Raw genomic sequence first — 15,258 nt, forward strand, 5'->3', positions numbered from 1 at the left:
CCGCTCCTTTCCCGATTGATCACTCTCGTGCATGCCTCAGCGGTACACAGGCGCATGCGCGCTTGCGTCTTCATAAGAAAGGCGCCGCCCCCTGGTTATCGGACAGCGGGACAGCGCCATTTCCTCAATTGCTGCTGGGCATGCAAGCTATATCTCTATTTGGCGTTAGCCGCCTCCTGGGCCTGCTGCAGCACATCGCCCACCTCTTGCGGTGTGGCTCTGCCTGCGATCAGCCTTTGAATTTGCTGCTCTGTCTCGCTATAGACATCCGATTGCACAACGGAGTCAAAGTGCGAGAACGCTTCGCCCGCTGCGTTCATTGTCTCCATGATTTGCTTGACAACCGGGTCTTCCAGCTTCGTGTCGATTTCGGATGCGGCTGGATCGGACAGCTTCATTGAAGGCAGCAGCGCGTCCTCCAGCAAGCCGCGCACCTGCATCTCATCATTATAGAGATGCTTGATGAATGCCTTGACTGCCGCAAGCTCCCGCTCGTTCAAATTGGAAGAGAAGCCATAGCCGTTGCTGTAATTGCCGTTCACAGCCGTCTGATCGCCCTTGCCGCCAGGCACGGCCGGCATCGCGAAATATCCGACGTCCTCTGACGTAATTTCCTTCACCAAATCCGGGTTCGTGAAAGCAGAAGCGCGCCAGCTGCCGTCGAACATCATCCCGGCCTTGCCGGCCAAAAATTCGTTCAGCATCGCATCATAGGTGACGCCCAGCTCACCCTTGGTGAAGTAGCCGTTGTCGACCCATTCCTGATACTTCGCGAAGGCCGCGACCACCTCGGGCGAATCCCATGCCGCGCTGCCGTCGCGGAAGCCATTGATCGCTTCCGGTCCCGCATAGCGCCCGATCAAGGTATTGGCCAGCATGAGCGGCACCCAAGCGGCCTGCGAGCCCATCGCAATCGGTGTCACGCCATTGGCCTTCAGCGTTTCTGCGGCTTGCTCCAGCTCTTCGAGCGAAGTCGGCACTTCGATGCCGTATTCGGCGAACAGCTTTTTATTGTAGAAAAATCCTTCCGTACTGCCTCCTATAGGAAGGCCGTACACCTTGCCGTCCAAGGTGAATTGCCCCATGTTCAGAAACTTGTCAGCCAGGCCAAGCTCCTCCAGAATCGGCGTCAAGTCAAGCAGGCGCCCGGCATCCGCATACTTCAGCGCATCCCCTTCGCCGCCGAACAAATCGAATATTTTCGGCGGGTTGCCTGCCGCCATCTCGGCCGGCAGCTTCGTAAAGCGATTGACCTCATCCTCCACGCCATCCAGCTCGAAGGCAAGCCCCGGCACCTCGGCCTCGGCCTTCGCAATGGCATCGTCCAGAATCGCCTTGCGGAACTTCTTCGCATCGCCGATCTGAATGTGGCGCAGCGAAACGGTGAACGGCTCCGCATTCTCGACGGCCTCGCCCCCTGCTTGACCGTCCGCATTCGCTTCCGTTCCTCCAGCTTCGTTCGTTCCTGCATTGGCTCCAGATCCCTGACCGGCATTGCTGCCGCCGCATCCGGCCAGCACCGTCGTAAGACTGACCAAGAGAACTAGCAAGAGCAGCCCGTATTGTTTTTTCATGTTATTGACCTCCCATGGATTGACTTGCAACTGAATTGCCGTCTAGCTTGTTGCTGCCCCTTCATTATATAAGCGCTTACACATTCACATAAGGTCAACATTTCTACAAAAGAGGGGGAAAATTATCTAATCGGCCCGGCTGCTTCCCATCTTCACTCCCGCTTTTTCGTGATCCTTGGTGATCTTTGGTTTGGTGTTCCTCGCCTTTTCTCATTTATCGTGAATTTTTGTCGCACCTCCCCTTGACTCTCACGTTGCGTGATCCTTTATAGTGATAGCAGAAGGGAGCTGAATGACATGGCCATGACCGTCAAAGAGGTGGCCGATCTCGTCGGCATCAGTGTGCGCACACTGCATCACTATGACGAAATCGATTTGCTCAAGCCCGATGACGTGAGCGAATCCGGTTATCGCTTGTACAGTGATGACAACCTCACTCAATTGCAGCAAATCCTGTTCTTCAAGGAACTGGGTTTCCCTTTGAAGCAAATCCGGGATATTATGAACGGTCCCGCTTACGACCGGCTTGATGCGCTGGAGCTGCAATACCGGATGCTGCTCGACAAGCGCACAAAGCTGGATCAAATGATTATGACGATGGAGAAGACCATCCAGCATGCGAAAGGAGAACGCAATATGACGCATAAAGAGAAATTTGAAGGCTTTGATTTCAGCCACAACCCGTACGAGCAGGAAGCGCGCGAGCGCTGGGGCGATCAAGCTGTCGACCAATCCAAGGCGAAGCTCGGGAAGTTGACTGAAGCGGAGCAGGAAGAGCTCAAGCAGCAGATGAACGACATTTACCGCAAGTTGGCCTCGCTGCGCACGAGCTCGCCTGAATCCGAAGAAGCGCAGGCGGCGATCGGCGAATGGTACACGTTCCTGAACAGCAGCTTCGGCCATCAGTATACACCGGAGGCGTTCCGATCACTGGGACAAATGTACGTGGAGGATGAACGGTTCACCCGCAACATCGATCAGTTCGGTGAAGGACTCGCGCAGTTCATGTGCGAAGCGATGGCCGTCTACGCCGATCGGCAAAGGGACTAGGGCCGGGATGGCACGCGGCGGGCAGCGGGCGGCAGGCAGGCAGCGGGCAACGGACACCGGGCTTCGACCCCAGGTTGTCCCGCTCGCCAGGCAAATTGGGCTTGCTCCGGCCGCATAGTCTCGATGCGCAAGCGCCTCTCACCCGCAAGGCAGCATCCAGCTGTCTTGCGGGCCTTGCTGATTGTGGGTTGTGCCGTGCGCCTTCGTCTGCTTATTCAGCTTGGCCGCCTGCCTACCTGCAAACCCAATAGCGGGAAATAATGGTTCAATTGAAGCGAATTCGCAGCTTGAGCCACGATTAGCGGGAACAACTGGTCTTATACATCGTTCTGTAGCTCGGTTGCCATTGAAAGGATCGCGATACGACCACAATATTCCGCTATTTCCCCCGCCACTCTGTTCCGTATTGCATTAAAGCCATCATGTTCCGCTATTTTGCTGTCCTCCTGTCATTTACTCACCACGATCCGTTCGTTCAACTGACCGACCGCCATTCACTCATCGCGCTTCATTCGTTCAGTTGTCCTCACTCGGTTCACTCACTATGTTCGGCTATTTCCCCCGCCAACCTGTTCCTTATCGCGTTAAAGCTGCCATGTTCCGCTGTTGTAGCCCGTCCGCACGCATTGGATCAGTTGTCTGCCGGCGATTCACCTATGAAGAATGTAGGGCAACTGCTGCCGTTGAACGGATTCTGCCTGCGTATCGTGTTCCTCCAGGAAATCCACCTGCTGCACACGCCGCTTCAAGGATCAAGCCTAGCCATCTTCGTCCCGATGCCATCCATGCCTGGCGATTTTCTTATGCCGGAATGCGGGCAGAACCATAAGTTTCTCTCATACCCCCGCTAGAGAGACTGTGCTAAAATTGCATAGTTACTCTTTTTCCAGCTAAGGGGGTCCATCACGTGGTACGAGTGTCCGTGTTTATTTACTTATTGTTCTCTACGTTTAGTGTAATCGTTTTCTTCCTGCCGTTGTCCTTGCAGGATCGGGGACTCTCTTCCGGTGCAGTCGGCACCATTATTGCCACCGGGGCTTTGATCGGAATATTTGCACAGCCTTTCTGGGGATATGTAAGCGACAAGCGGAAAACGGTTAAAAAAGTGCTGCTCGTCCTGCTGTTCGCCAATCTGTTCCTAAGCATAGGCCTGTTCTCGGTGCAGACGTTCCTGCTCATCCTGATCTTCTATATCACCTTCATGTTTTTCAACAGCGCTGCGGCCCCTTTGACCGAGACATTGTGCATTTCCTATGCGTATCAGCATAATAAAGAATACGGCCGTCTCCGTGTTTGGGGAGAGATCGGCGTTGGAACCGCATCGCTTGCGCTTGGTTTTATTATCGAGTGGATCGGAATCGGTTATATTTGGTACATTTACGCTGGCGGCCTGATTTTGGCCATCGCGGCTGCCTTCTTGATCAAGGACACCGAATCTACGCCGGTGCCGGTTAATCTGAAGTCGCTCGGCAAAGTGTTCTCCCAACCGAGACTGCTCTGGTTCCTGTTTCTCATCCTGCTGATTGCGATTCCGCATCGGATGAATGACAGCCTGCTTGCCCTCTACATCAGCGATATGGGCGCTTCCGAATCGCGGGTAGGCATGGCCTGGCTGGTGGCCACTTTGAGCACAGTGCCGTCCCTAATGTTCGCCGGAAAGCTGATTAAAAAGTGGAACGAAATGGGCATCATCATCATTGCTACTGCCGCTTACGCACTGCGCTGGGCGATTTACAGCATTGCCGACAGCCCGTCGGTTCTGATCTACGCCCAAGCGCTGCACAGCATTACGTTCCCGCTGTTTCTCGTTGCGGCGATCCAGTATTTGATGAGCATCATTCCACAGGAGCTGCGCGGTACTGGGCAAGCTGCTTTTGCCGTCACATTCGGCGGGTTCGCCGGCATTATCGGCAGCGCCGGAGGCGGCGAAGTGTTCGACCGCGTCAGCCCTGCAGCTGCCTACGGCATTGGCAGTCTCATTACCGTCATCGCAGTTGTAGCCACGATTGGCACTTACCTGTACAACAAGCGCCACAACATCCCGCTGGGCAGCGAGCCAAGCGAGCGGTCCGCGGAAGCTTAAGCATAGCGCCGCACTTGCCCGCCCGCCGTGGGCCATAGCTGTTCCAGACCGGATCAAGCCCCACAAAAAAGAGGCTGTGCCCGCAATTCGCGGCTACAGCCTCTTTCTTGATGTTGACCGAAATTCTTATTATCGAACCGGAATCCGAATTTGCTGATTCGGGAAGATCAAATGCGGGTTGGCCAAGTTATTGAATGCGGCCAGCTCCTGCCACGACAGCCCGTGTGCCACGCCAATATGGGAAAGGGTATCTCCCGGCTTCACCGTGTGAACCTTGGCTTCTTGAACGGGAGCTGGCACGTTGCCGCTTGCTGCCGGAGCTTGTTCAATGGCTTCGCTGGAAGCTGCACCGGCATTCGCCGCTTCATCTACGGAAGTCTCCTGCACAGCCTCGGCTGCCGGAACCTCTTGCCCAGCCTCCCCAGCGCCTGCTTCTGCGGCTTCCGCTGCTGCGCTATCGCCATTCGCATCAACAGGCACGGCCTCTTCAGTGATGCGGCCTTCCGGCGCATAGGCAACCTCTCCAATCGTCTGGATGTACTCGATCAGCGCTTCATCCAACGCCTGGTAATGCCCCGTCACTTCATTATCGCTGAACATCGTATATTCATCGCCGCCTGCCGCGAGGAAGTCATTCGTAGCGAGCACGTACGTTTGATCCAATTGCACCGGATTTCCGTTCACTTTCACGTTGTGTACCTTTTCCCCGTTCGGCTTGGCTGCATCGACGCTAAAGCTGATGCCGCCCACCTGCGGGAAGGCTCCCTTCGGCTCCGGATAATCGCCGGCACCATGCTGCAACGCTTGCACAATCTCTTCCCCGGTAACTTCAATGGTTACCACATAGTTGCCAAAGGGCAGCACTGTAATGACATCGCCCTTCGTGATTTCCCCTTCGCCGATCGATGCGCGAATGCCGCCGCCATTCGTCAGCGCTGCGTCAGCGCCTGTCACAGCGAGCATCGCATCGGCAATCAGATTGCCGAGATTGGATTCTCCTGCGCGCACAGTCTCCCGCTCGCCGTCCAGCGCAGTTTGGCTGGCGCCGACTACTTCTTCCAGCACGGTATTTTGCTCAGCCTTGATCTCATCGATAACCGCCTGAACCTCGGCATCCGGCTCCAGTGCCTCCAGCTCCTCTGCAGCAATAAGCTCCGTCGTTGCATGCACAAGCACGCCTTCCTGCACGGTCAATTGAACGAGACCTACATTGTTCAAGTACTCGCCTGTCTGAACGATCAGCGTCTCGCCCACATAAGTACTGACCTCCTCGTGGCTATGTCCGTCCACGATCAGATCGATTCCTGCTACCTGCTCCGCCACCTTCGTGCTCGTATCGACACTGGAGGCGTCTGTTCCCAGATGGGCCAGGGCAATCAAGATGTCCACCTGGTCGCGCAGCTGATCCACTTGCGCTTGCGCCGATACGACCGGATCGACGAAAGTGATGCCCTCAACGTTGTTGGGATGCGTCTTGTAAGCTGTTTCCGGCGTAGCGAGCCCGAAGATGCCTACCTTAACGCCCCCTACCTCCTTAATCAGATGGTCTTGCAGAATAGCCTCGCCATCCTTTTCCACGTTTGCACCGAGAATGGGGAATTCAGCCATATCCGCAAGCTCGAGCAAACGCTCCGTCCCAAAGTTGAAGTCATGGTTGCCGGCAGCCATTGCATCCAGGCCTACCGCATTCAGCATTCTGACGATGCTCTCGCCTCTTACAAGCGTGGCGATCGTCTGGCCATGCAGCGTATCTCCAGCATCCAGCACCAAGGTATTGGGATTTGCAGCGCGCTGCTGATCGACAAAAGCAGCCAGCTTCGCATAGCCGATTCCGCTTTCTACCCGCGAGTGCACATCGTTGATATGCACGATCGTAATCTTCGTCCCGTCCTCGCCATCAGCCCCGAAAGCCACAGCCGGTACCAGCAGCGTGACCATGAACAGCATTGATAACAAAAATGAAATCTTGCTCCCCTTCATCCTGCATCCTCCCCTTTATGTAGAAACTCACTTTTTCCAGTTTAGTATACTAGCAAACTATTAAAGCTATGTTTTGCGCATGTTAGAAGGATGTTAAAACCCGCTCTTCGTCGGCAGTGCAATGCGTACCGTTGTTCCCAAGCCTACTTCGCTGTCAAAGGAAATCCGGCCCTGATGCGCTTCTATTATGCGATAGCTGACCATCAGCCCCAACCCGGTGCCTTTCTCCTTCAATGTATAAAACGGCTCCCCCAGCCTCGGCAGCATGTCTGCCGGAATGCCGCTGCCGGTGTCCCGAACCTTCACACACAGCTGGCCTGCCTGGGGATTGTCTACTTCTATATACATACTGCCGCCGCGCTCCATCGATTCGATCGCGTTCTTCATCACGTTCATGAACACTTGCTTCATTTGATTGGCATCTCCATAAATGGTTGTAACGGCGGCGTCTACCTCCAGACTTATCTGCACATTATTGAGCGTCGCCTGCGGACCAAGAAGCTGTATGACTTGCTGCAGGACTTGCGGAATGTCCACAGGCTCATATTGATTTTGCTGCGGCTTGGCCACGACCATGAATTCGCTCGTAATCGCTTCTATCCGTTCCAGCTCGGACATCATCAGTTCGATAAACGGCTGACTGTCTTCGTCGACCTTCATGCCGAGAATCTGGGTAAATCCCTTCAGCGTCGTTAAGGGATTGCGAATCTCATGCGCCACGCCGGCAGCCAGCTCACCGACTACGGCCAGCTTTTCCGATTTTTGCAGCAGTTCCTCCGTCTTCTTCAGCTTCGTGATGTTGATCCAGGAACCGATCACTTCCGCAATAACGCCATTTCGTCGAATCGGACTGAGCGTAATGAAGCAGACGATTCCTTGGATCGTCGCTTCGAAATCGACTCTGCGCCCTGCCCAGGCGGTCTGGTAATGCTCATGGAATCGCTGCTGACCGTCATCTAGCCAAATGGCGGGAAGTCCCTGGCCGACGATCTGTTCAGGCTGAAGCTGCATGTCATACAGAAGTTGTCCGTCGCAGAGTGTGTGGATAATGCGTCCTTCCTGGATTTTATATTTCAGAATCATGCCTTGATGCTCGCGCACCGTTTCCACAAGCTCTTGCTCCGCCTGGCGAAGCTTGGCTTCCGCCTCCTTCTGCTCCGTGATGTCACGTGAGATCGAAGCGATGCTTACCCGCTCACCCGCGGCGTTCCGCACTGGCGAGAGGGTCGTGCTGATGCGAACGGTTTTTCCATCCTTCCGCTCTATAACCATCTCATGTCCAATCAGGGGTTCCCCGGCGAACACTTTTCTAAGTGGTTTCAGATCCATTCTGCAGGCAGACACCAGATCCGATAACCGCTTGCCGACCGCTTCCTCCGCACAAACGCCGAATATCGTTTCAAACCCATGATTCACTTGCACGATACGGCCCTTCAGGTCCTGGAACGCAATGCAGTCCGGCGTATGCTCGATGAACGATTCCAGCTTTCCCCGCACCTCCTGCAAGTCCTGCTCCGTGCGCTGCTTGTGCTGAAAGATCATCTCCAAGCGTGCAAAATAAAAGCAGCGGAAGATAAAGACATAGCCCGCCACTTTCAGCAGGTGTCCGGCAATGACAATACTGTCCAGAATATGGACATATACCGTGAACAGCAGGCTCGCGGCCAGCAGCAGACCAATTCCGAACACCAGCTCCAGCTCAGTTCGGGAACGTGTCTGCCGATAGTAGCGGACTACGAAAACGATTGACGCCGCATGCAGCGCAGCGTTCACATATTCCAGGGCATTCTTCAAGGCGGTCGTGCCTGCGCCGTTCACGACCAATGTCGGCAAACTCGCTTCGAAGCGGATGATGATGACAGCAAGCAGAAGAACGTATGCCCAGGGGAGAAGCAAGAGAGCTCCGTACTGCTTTCTCGTCACCGGTTTTTCCTTATGCGCCAGCAGCGCCAACAAAGCTACCGATTCGGTCAGCCGCGCCGCAATCCAGAACCAGATCGACTTCCCGGCTGAATTTTCCGTAATGAAAAAGGGCATGCCCTCGTAGCTGAGCGCATGAAGCAAATCCAGCGCACCGATCGCGGTGAAGACAATGGGCAGCCAGAGCATGGTGGTCGTGCGCATGTCCCTGAAGGCTATCCAGCCGAATGCGCTGATAGAGAATGAGACAAATACGCTGAAGAACTCTAGCAGCGTGTGGAAGGCCAAGTGATTTTTCTCCAGATTGAGAGAAGGCAGAAATCCGGGGAACAGGAAAAGGGCTGCAAGAAGCACTGAGCCTATCAATATGGTCGCTATGCTGATCTTGTTGGACTGACTCGTTCTTGACATCAGGCACCTCAGTATAAATCCGATATCCAACTATGATTTCTTCCAGATTCTCATTTAAAAGCTATGAAGTCAATCTGCCCTTCCGGCAGCGGAGTATGCAGATGCACGTTGTTCTCGGGGTTGATTCCGTCATCAGGCCAAAGCACGATCATATGTAAAAAAACCCCCCGCAACTGCATAAAAAAAGCGACGGTTTCGCCCCCCGACCGATCGATATAATAGAAGGAAAGGAGGAATGGAATATGGAACTTGGACTGCAAGGAAAGGTCGCCTTGATTACAGGCGGCAGCAAAGGCATCGGATATGGAACAGCCGTGAGCTTGGCGCGGGAAGGGGCCAAGGTGGCGATCTGCGCGCGCAGCCTGGACAGCTTGGAGGAAGCAGCGGCTTCCATCGCCGCACAAACAGGCGCAGATGTGTTCTATGTTCAGGCAGACGTAACGAAGGAGGAAGAGTGCAGCCGCGCTGTTGCTGAGACGGTAGCGCGCTTTGGCAGGCTCGATATACTCGTGAACAATGCGGGCACGTCCGCTGCCAAGCCTTTTGAACAAGTGGACAGCAGTGCTTGGCACTACGATCTGGACTTGAAGCTGTTCGGCGCGATCCATTGCTCGAAAGCAGCGGTGCCGCACCTGCGCCAAGCCGGCGGAGGAGCCATCGTGAATATTACCACCTCTTCGGCGAAGACGCCGTCCGCATCCTCGCTGCCTACCTCTGTCAGCCGGGCAGCCGGACAAGCCTTGACCAATGCCATGAGCAAGGACTTGGCCAAGGATCGCATTCGCGTGAACACGGTCTGCATCGGCACGATCCGCAGCGACCAAATCGAAAAATGGTGGAAGCGCGATATGCCGGAAGCTACCTGGGAGGAGTTCGCCCGCCACGAACGTCACGGCATACCGCTCGGGCGCATCGGCGATACGGAAGAAGCGGCGAACGTGATCACCTTCCTCGTATCCGAGGCTGCTTCCTACGTCACCGGCACAGCCATCAACGTAGACGGCGGCAAGGGAGCAGCGTTGTAATATAAAGCTGCATGAAATTGACTGTAAGCACCGGTTCCTCTGGGAATCGGTGCTTGATTATATCGCGCATGCATCCCCGGGCTAAGCCGATTATGTCGAAGACTAACGGAACCAGGAGACCTTATTCGGCAGAATGACGCTCGAACTGGATGTTTGCCCTGCAAGAAGCGCTGTGTGTTCCGTTAGCGTAAAAAACGCCTCCAATAGGCTGTTAGCGTCGCTCATTTCCGTTAGCGCCCCCCCTTAGCTATAGGTCCTCTTTCCACTTCTTCCGCGTGAGGTTCACAAGGAACGGTACGAGGAACAGGATGAACAGCAGCCGAAACACTTGATATGCCGTCACCTGCGCGTCATTCGCGCCCAGCTGCATCGCCGTAACCGCAACTTCGCCCAGGCCGCCGGGCGAAAGCGCCAGAAACCAGGTGATGATCGAGCCTTCCGCAACGGCAGAGATGGCCCATGCGGCCGCAAGCGTCAAGCTGACGAAGAAGCCCCCTGCTGCCAGCGCCAGCGGGGCAAGCCGTTTATTCTCCAGCAGAATGCGCAGCCGCACCCGGCTGCCGATGAACAAGCCGATGCAGGCTTGCGCGGCAGCGGTAAGCAGCTCAGGCACCTCAGGCCAGGCAAAACCGGATGCGGCCAACACGCCGACTAGCAGCACCGGTCCAAGAAATTCGCCGGCCGGCACCTTCATGCGTCTGAGCAGCCAAGCGGCAAGCGGGACAGCAGGGAGCAGCAGGTAGCCATAGAAGGAAGGCGCGGCGAGAGACGCCTCTGCTATCTGAGCCGCCGGCCCTTGCCCGGCCGCTGCAGCTCCTTCGGATGTACCGGCATGCGCCATCCAGGCTGCGGTGAACGGAACGGTGTACAAGACGACCAAAATGCGGCAAGTCTGTACGATAGCTACCGTTCCCGCATCCGCACGGCTGTCGCTATCCGCTACGATGACCATTTGCGTCAACCCGCCCGGCGAGCATCCCAGAATGCCGCTCACCGTATCGATACGGGCCAGCTTCGCAAACAGCCAGCCGACTAGGAAGCCGAGCACCAGCCACAAGAGCGCCGTAGCCATCATGAAGGGCAGGTCATGCAGAATGGTGACAGCCGTCGCCTTCGTCATGGACCGCCCCAGCAAATAAGCGACGACCACTACGCCCGCATCCCCGAGTATACGCGGCCACGCAATGCGCTGCGGCCAAGCCGTCTTGACTGTCATCATGGCGAAGGCGGGGCCAAGCATCCAGGCAAGCGGCAAGCCGACCAGCTGAAACAAGCCGCCGCCGGCCAATGCGGCAGCGGCGGCGCAAGCAATTCCTGTATACGGTATCGCAGGCTTCAATATCCTGCGTTCCTGTCAACCAGATTGTGAAGAGGCTCTCCGGCCAAGAACCGTCGGAGATTGGCGGAGAGCAGCTCCATTCTCCGTTCCTCCTTGCGCGGTGATACCCCGACAGAATGCGACGTAATGATCACATTCGGCATTCCCCAGAGCGGACTCTCCTCCGGGAGCGGCTCCACCTCGGTCACATCCAGTCCTGCTCCGAACAACGCGCCTTCTTGCAAGGCCTGAATCAATGCTCTCTCATCTACAGTCGGTCCTCTGCCTACGTTAATCAGAACAGCGCCCCGCTTGATTTTGGCGATCCGGTCTGCATGAAGGAATCCCCTCGTCTCTTCCGTCAGGGGAAGGGCCATCACAACGAAATCGGAAACAGCCAGCAGCTCCTCCACCTCTTCAATCGGATAAAGACGATCTACATAGGGAGGCGGGGCATCCGGATTGCGCTTGACCGCAACGACTCGAGCGCCAAGCGCCTTCGCCCGCTTGGCCGTCTCACCGCCGATGCCGCCCAAACCAATGACACCGACCGTAGAGGATTGGATTTCCAGGCAGAGCGGATTTCGCTTCCATCTCTTGTTCTGCTGCTGGTCGAAATGGACGTGCAGCTGCCGCGCGAACGCCAGCATAAGCGCCAGGGCATGTTCCGCACCCGGTACATTGAACACGCCGCTTGCATTCGTCAGGGCGACATCCTCCCTTAGGTAAGGATTATTCGTATAGCCGTTGGCACCCGCACTTTGCAGCTGCACCCACTTCAAATTCGGCAGGGCTTCCAGCTGCTCGCGCGTCGGCCAGCCGACGAACACTTCCGCATCCAGGAGCTCCTCTTGCCGTGCAAGGAATTCATCCTTGCGCAAATCCACAAAGGTCACTTCGGGAAACTCATCCGCAAGCTGTCGAACCAATTTCACATCAGGGTCATAGTCTCCGCTTCGGCAAAGAATCACTTTTGTCCGTTTCATATCTAGTCCCTCCTTGCTCTCCCCTTCATTATACGGGTTGCCCAAGCTGCTGTTAATGACTAACCTGAACGTGCTTAAGTAACCTTTTTGTAACTAGGGGGGGAGGAAAACTTCTGGCAGGACAAGACATGCATGATGGAATCAGAAGCATCGCAGGCCTTTTGCGCGTCAGTTTCTCAGATTTCGCTTCCTTCCAAAGCGCGTTCGCGATAAGCCCGGCAATAATCGTCAATACGCTGGACGAGGCCCTCGTCCACTTCCTTGAATGTCACGGCAATCCGATAATAGTCTTGCCGGTACGGCGATATTCTCGCAATATCCCCATACACATCGAACGGGGCCGCGAAGCCCGGGAGATCCACCCGTATCTTCAAATACAAAGGCGAAAACAACCGCTTCTTCGTCAGGAAGGACAGCCCGCCTCCGCAAACGTCAATCATATCGGCCTCGAACGGAACGCCATGATGCGTGGATCTGCCGCGAACCCCCACGATGGAGCAAGTGATCGGCAGGACTGTCGGAAAGTCAATGCGAATAAACTTCCGATTCTCACTTGAATGCAGATGAACCGGCACTTCCAGCATGGCTGTAAACGTACGATCTGTGCATGCCTGATCGATCACATTCACAAAGGCGAAATAAGGCACCCCTCTATCGCGAATGGAGAGCTCCACAAACTCAATGGTGCAAATCGTTTTTAACGGATGCTCGTCTTCTATCGGAAGGCTGACCGTTATTTGGCAAGGCCGGCTCTCTACGATTTGAAACTGGTCTTCATAGCACAGGGCTTCGCCCTGGTCATCCTTGCCTACAATGATCAACTGGCAGTTCGACTGCTGGCGAAATATGTGCTCGGCAAACGTTTCAGTATTCATGAAAAATCACCATATTTTCTTTGTATTGCGCAACTGATCCTGTGTATTGCAAATGCAATAAAAAGACATGAATCGATCAAAAGCACTACATACTATATTCCAAAAACACGTCCAAAGTCCTGCCTCATGCACATGGTTTTTTCGATTTTATGCAGAACCTTTGGCACAGGCCGATTTTCTCTCCCCTTTTCTCTTAGGAAAAAAGTACCGCACCTCGTGCATCAGCCAATTCAACTTATGTAAAAAAACACCGCCCTCCGTGGCGAGCAGCGGAAAGCGGTGTGCCAATTCGTGCCGTATAGTCTATCAGAATGGAAGTGCAGTCTATTCTTCCTGCCAGTCCGGATACAAGTCGGTGCGTCGATCCCTCCATGTCGTCACCGATCCGGACTTGCGCACCTCATAAAGCAGCTCCAAATCGAGATCCGCGGTGACAACCATATCGTTGTTCAACTCGCCTTCAGCGAGAATGCCGCGCGGCGGAAAGGGAATATCGTTCGGCGCAATCATGGCCGCCTGCCCGAAGTTCGCGCGCATAAAATCGACCGTCGGGAGCGAACCGACTGTCCCTGTCGTCACCACGTACACCTGATTCTCGATCGCTCTGGCGTGGCAAGTGTATCGGACCCGATGGAAGCCGTGGCGGTCATCCGTGCAGGACGGACAGAAGATGACATCCGCCCCTTTCGCTTTGGCCATGCGGACGATTTCCGGAAATTCAATATCGTAACAGGTCAGGAGGGCAATCGTGCCTTTCTCTGTTTCGAACACCTGGAGTCCTTCGCCTGCGCTCATCCCCCACTCCTTCACCTCGGTCGGGGTAATATGCAGCTTGGCCTGCTCGGCAACGCGCCCGTCCGGGTAGAACAAGTGGGCCACGTTGTACAGCTGTCCTTCACGGCGAATCACGTGAGTGCCGCCAATTATATGCATGCCTGACTGCTTGGCAAGACCGGAGAACAACTGAAGATACCGTTCGGTGAAATCGGGCAAATCCTGTATCGTCAACGCCGAGCCGTCATCGCCGCCGATGGACATCAGCTGCGTCGTCATAAACTCGGGGAACAAAATAAATTCAGCATCATATTCTTGCGCATTCTTCACGTAATGCTCAACCTGCTTGGCGAACTCGTCGAACGAGCGGATCGTATGCAGGTGATACTGCACAGCAGAAACGCGAAATTTCATCTCTCATCCTCCTGTCGGCTGTATGCATCCCGGGCTTCCCCAGCCCGTTGCCGGCGAAATCCGAATCAACCATATTATAGACGTTTGCGCCCAAGATGCAAGGAGAAATAGACGGAAGCTCCTGCGGCTGCCTGCAGCCCGGCGAAAAAAAACCGCACAGTCCGGGGGTTTCACCCGTCTGTACGGCTTAGCCTGAGCATTCGCACCCTTAAGCCAGACACACCCGGCAGCTGCCTAACTGTTCCTCTCCCCAGTAGAGCGCCATCCGGTCTCCGTCCGCAATACGGCCGACACCTGCCGGAGTTCCCGTGTAGATCACATCGCCTTCAGCCAGGCCGTAATGGCCGCCGATATGGTCGATGAGCGTCTGCACATCGAAGATCATGTCGCGGACATGTCCCCGCTGCACCTCGTCATCATTGATGCGCAGAGAGAAGGACGCCGCTTCCAATATTTCCGTTCCCGCAGCCGGCAAAAACCGCGTCAACGGCGCCGCTGCCCGGAACCCCTTCGCCTTCAGCCATGGATGCTGCTTCTGCTTGAGCTCCTCCTGCAGATCGCGCAGAGTGAAGTCAATGCCGAGGGCGAAGTCGGACACCAGCGCTGCCGCCTTCATCCCGCGCTCGTACGCGGCGCCTATGCGCACGACCAACTCGGCTTCATAGTGAACCTGGCCGTATCCGCCCGGAAGCACAATGTCTCCGCCGTCCATGGGAACTAGCGCATGGGTCGGCTTCATGAAGATCATCGGACTCTTCGGCACGGCATTGCCCAGCTCCTCCGCATGCAGCTTGTAGTTTCTTCCGACACAGTACACATTTCGGATCGTTGCCAACATCGAATCGCTC

At 55.4% G+C, this 15,258-nt stretch carries 11 protein-coding genes; 3 read left to right on the plus strand and 8 right to left on the minus strand.

The features are described 5' to 3' along the window. Positions 1-155: 155 nt before the first annotated feature. Positions 156-1,574: an extracellular solute-binding protein gene (locus tag XYCOK13_RS13685; RefSeq protein ID WP_213412729.1), complete on the minus strand. Its 1,419-nt coding sequence runs from the start codon at positions 1,572-1,574 to the stop codon at positions 156-158. Between the two features lie 297 nt (positions 1,575-1,871). Between XYCOK13_RS13685 and XYCOK13_RS13690 the strand changes: the two genes are divergently transcribed. Next, on the plus strand, positions 1,872-2,624 hold the full coding sequence (locus XYCOK13_RS13690; RefSeq protein WP_213412730.1) for a MerR family transcriptional regulator: 753 nt from the start codon (positions 1,872-1,874) through the stop codon (positions 2,622-2,624). 907 nt (positions 2,625-3,531) lie between these two features. Next, a complete protein-coding gene (locus XYCOK13_RS13695) occupies positions 3,532-4,707 on the plus strand; it encodes an MFS transporter (RefSeq protein WP_213412731.1) in 1,176 nt (391 codons plus the stop codon). Between the two features lie 129 nt (positions 4,708-4,836). On the opposite strand, the gene XYCOK13_RS13700 is transcribed toward XYCOK13_RS13695, so the two are convergent. Further along, positions 4,837-6,687, minus strand: coding sequence for a 5'-nucleotidase C-terminal domain-containing protein (locus tag XYCOK13_RS13700; protein ID WP_213412732.1), 1,851 nt, complete (start codon positions 6,685-6,687; stop codon positions 4,837-4,839). 93 nt (positions 6,688-6,780) lie between these two features. After that, positions 6,781-9,018, minus strand: coding sequence for an MASE3 domain-containing protein (locus tag XYCOK13_RS13705; protein ID WP_213412733.1), 2,238 nt, complete (start codon positions 9,016-9,018; stop codon positions 6,781-6,783). Positions 9,019-9,260: 242 nt separating this feature from the next. Between XYCOK13_RS13705 and XYCOK13_RS13710 the strand changes: the two genes are divergently transcribed. After that, positions 9,261-10,043, plus strand: coding sequence for an SDR family NAD(P)-dependent oxidoreductase (locus XYCOK13_RS13710; RefSeq protein WP_213412734.1), 783 nt, complete (start codon positions 9,261-9,263; stop codon positions 10,041-10,043). Positions 10,044-10,290: 247 nt separating this feature from the next. Here the strand turns inward: XYCOK13_RS13710 and XYCOK13_RS13715 are convergent, their stop codons facing one another. The 5 genes from XYCOK13_RS13715 to XYCOK13_RS13735 all read right to left on the minus strand — a co-directional run bounded on the left by XYCOK13_RS13715 (position 10,291) and on the right by XYCOK13_RS13735 (position 15,248). Then, positions 10,291-11,382, minus strand: a complete 1,092-nt coding sequence (locus XYCOK13_RS13715; protein ID WP_213412735.1) for an AbrB family transcriptional regulator — start codon at positions 11,380-11,382, stop codon at positions 10,291-10,293. Continuing rightward, the gene (locus XYCOK13_RS13720; RefSeq protein ID WP_213412736.1) at positions 11,379-12,347 is read right to left on the minus strand and encodes a D-2-hydroxyacid dehydrogenase; all 969 of its coding nucleotides are present in this window, start codon (positions 12,345-12,347) and stop codon (positions 11,379-11,381) included. Before XYCOK13_RS13720 ends, XYCOK13_RS13715 begins: the two co-directional genes overlap by 4 nt. 176 nt (positions 12,348-12,523) lie before the next feature. Beyond that, the gene (locus XYCOK13_RS13725; RefSeq protein ID WP_213412737.1) at positions 12,524-13,222 is read right to left on the minus strand and encodes a PilZ domain-containing protein; all 699 of its coding nucleotides are present in this window, start codon (positions 13,220-13,222) and stop codon (positions 12,524-12,526) included. Positions 13,223-13,546: 324 nt separating this feature from the next. After that, positions 13,547-14,410 (minus strand): carbon-nitrogen hydrolase family protein, encoded by an 864-nt coding sequence (locus tag XYCOK13_RS13730; RefSeq protein ID WP_213412738.1) that lies wholly within the window; start codon positions 14,408-14,410, stop codon positions 13,547-13,549. Positions 14,411-14,618: 208 nt separating this feature from the next. Continuing rightward, complete coding sequence (locus tag XYCOK13_RS13735; protein ID WP_213412739.1) at positions 14,619-15,248, minus strand: fumarylacetoacetate hydrolase family protein; 630 nt, start codon at positions 15,246-15,248, stop codon at positions 14,619-14,621. Positions 15,249-15,258 lie beyond the last annotated feature (10 nt).

It is taken from the genome of Xylanibacillus composti (assembly GCF_018403685.1).
Taxonomy (GTDB): Bacteria; Bacillota; Bacilli; order Paenibacillales; family K13; genus Xylanibacillus; species Xylanibacillus composti.

Excerpts from the sequence above, each read along its gene's own strand:
- XYCOK13_RS13700 (WP_213412732.1), bottom strand. The coding sequence starts at position 6,687 with ATGAAGGGGAGCAAGATTTCATTTTTGTTATCAATGCTGTTCATGGTC.
- XYCOK13_RS13735 (WP_213412739.1), bottom strand. The coding sequence starts at position 15,248 with ATGTTGGCAACGATCCGAAATGTGTACTGTGTCGGAAGAAACTACAAG.
- XYCOK13_RS13705 (WP_213412733.1), bottom strand. The coding sequence starts at position 9,018 with ATGTCAAGAACGAGTCAGTCCAACAAGATCAGCATAGCGACCATATTG.
- XYCOK13_RS13720 (WP_213412736.1), bottom strand. The coding sequence starts at position 12,347 with ATGAAACGGACAAAAGTGATTCTTTGCCGAAGCGGAGACTATGACCCT.
- XYCOK13_RS13690 (WP_213412730.1), top strand. The coding sequence starts at position 1,872 with ATGGCCATGACCGTCAAAGAGGTGGCCGATCTCGTCGGCATCAGTGTG.
- XYCOK13_RS13710 (WP_213412734.1), top strand. The coding sequence starts at position 9,261 with ATGGAACTTGGACTGCAAGGAAAGGTCGCCTTGATTACAGGCGGCAGC.
- XYCOK13_RS13730 (WP_213412738.1), bottom strand. The coding sequence starts at position 14,410 with ATGAAATTTCGCGTTTCTGCTGTGCAGTATCACCTGCATACGATCCGC.
- XYCOK13_RS13685 (WP_213412729.1), bottom strand. The coding sequence starts at position 1,574 with ATGAAAAAACAATACGGGCTGCTCTTGCTAGTTCTCTTGGTCAGTCTT.
- XYCOK13_RS13725 (WP_213412737.1), bottom strand. The coding sequence starts at position 13,222 with ATGAATACTGAAACGTTTGCCGAGCACATATTTCGCCAGCAGTCGAAC.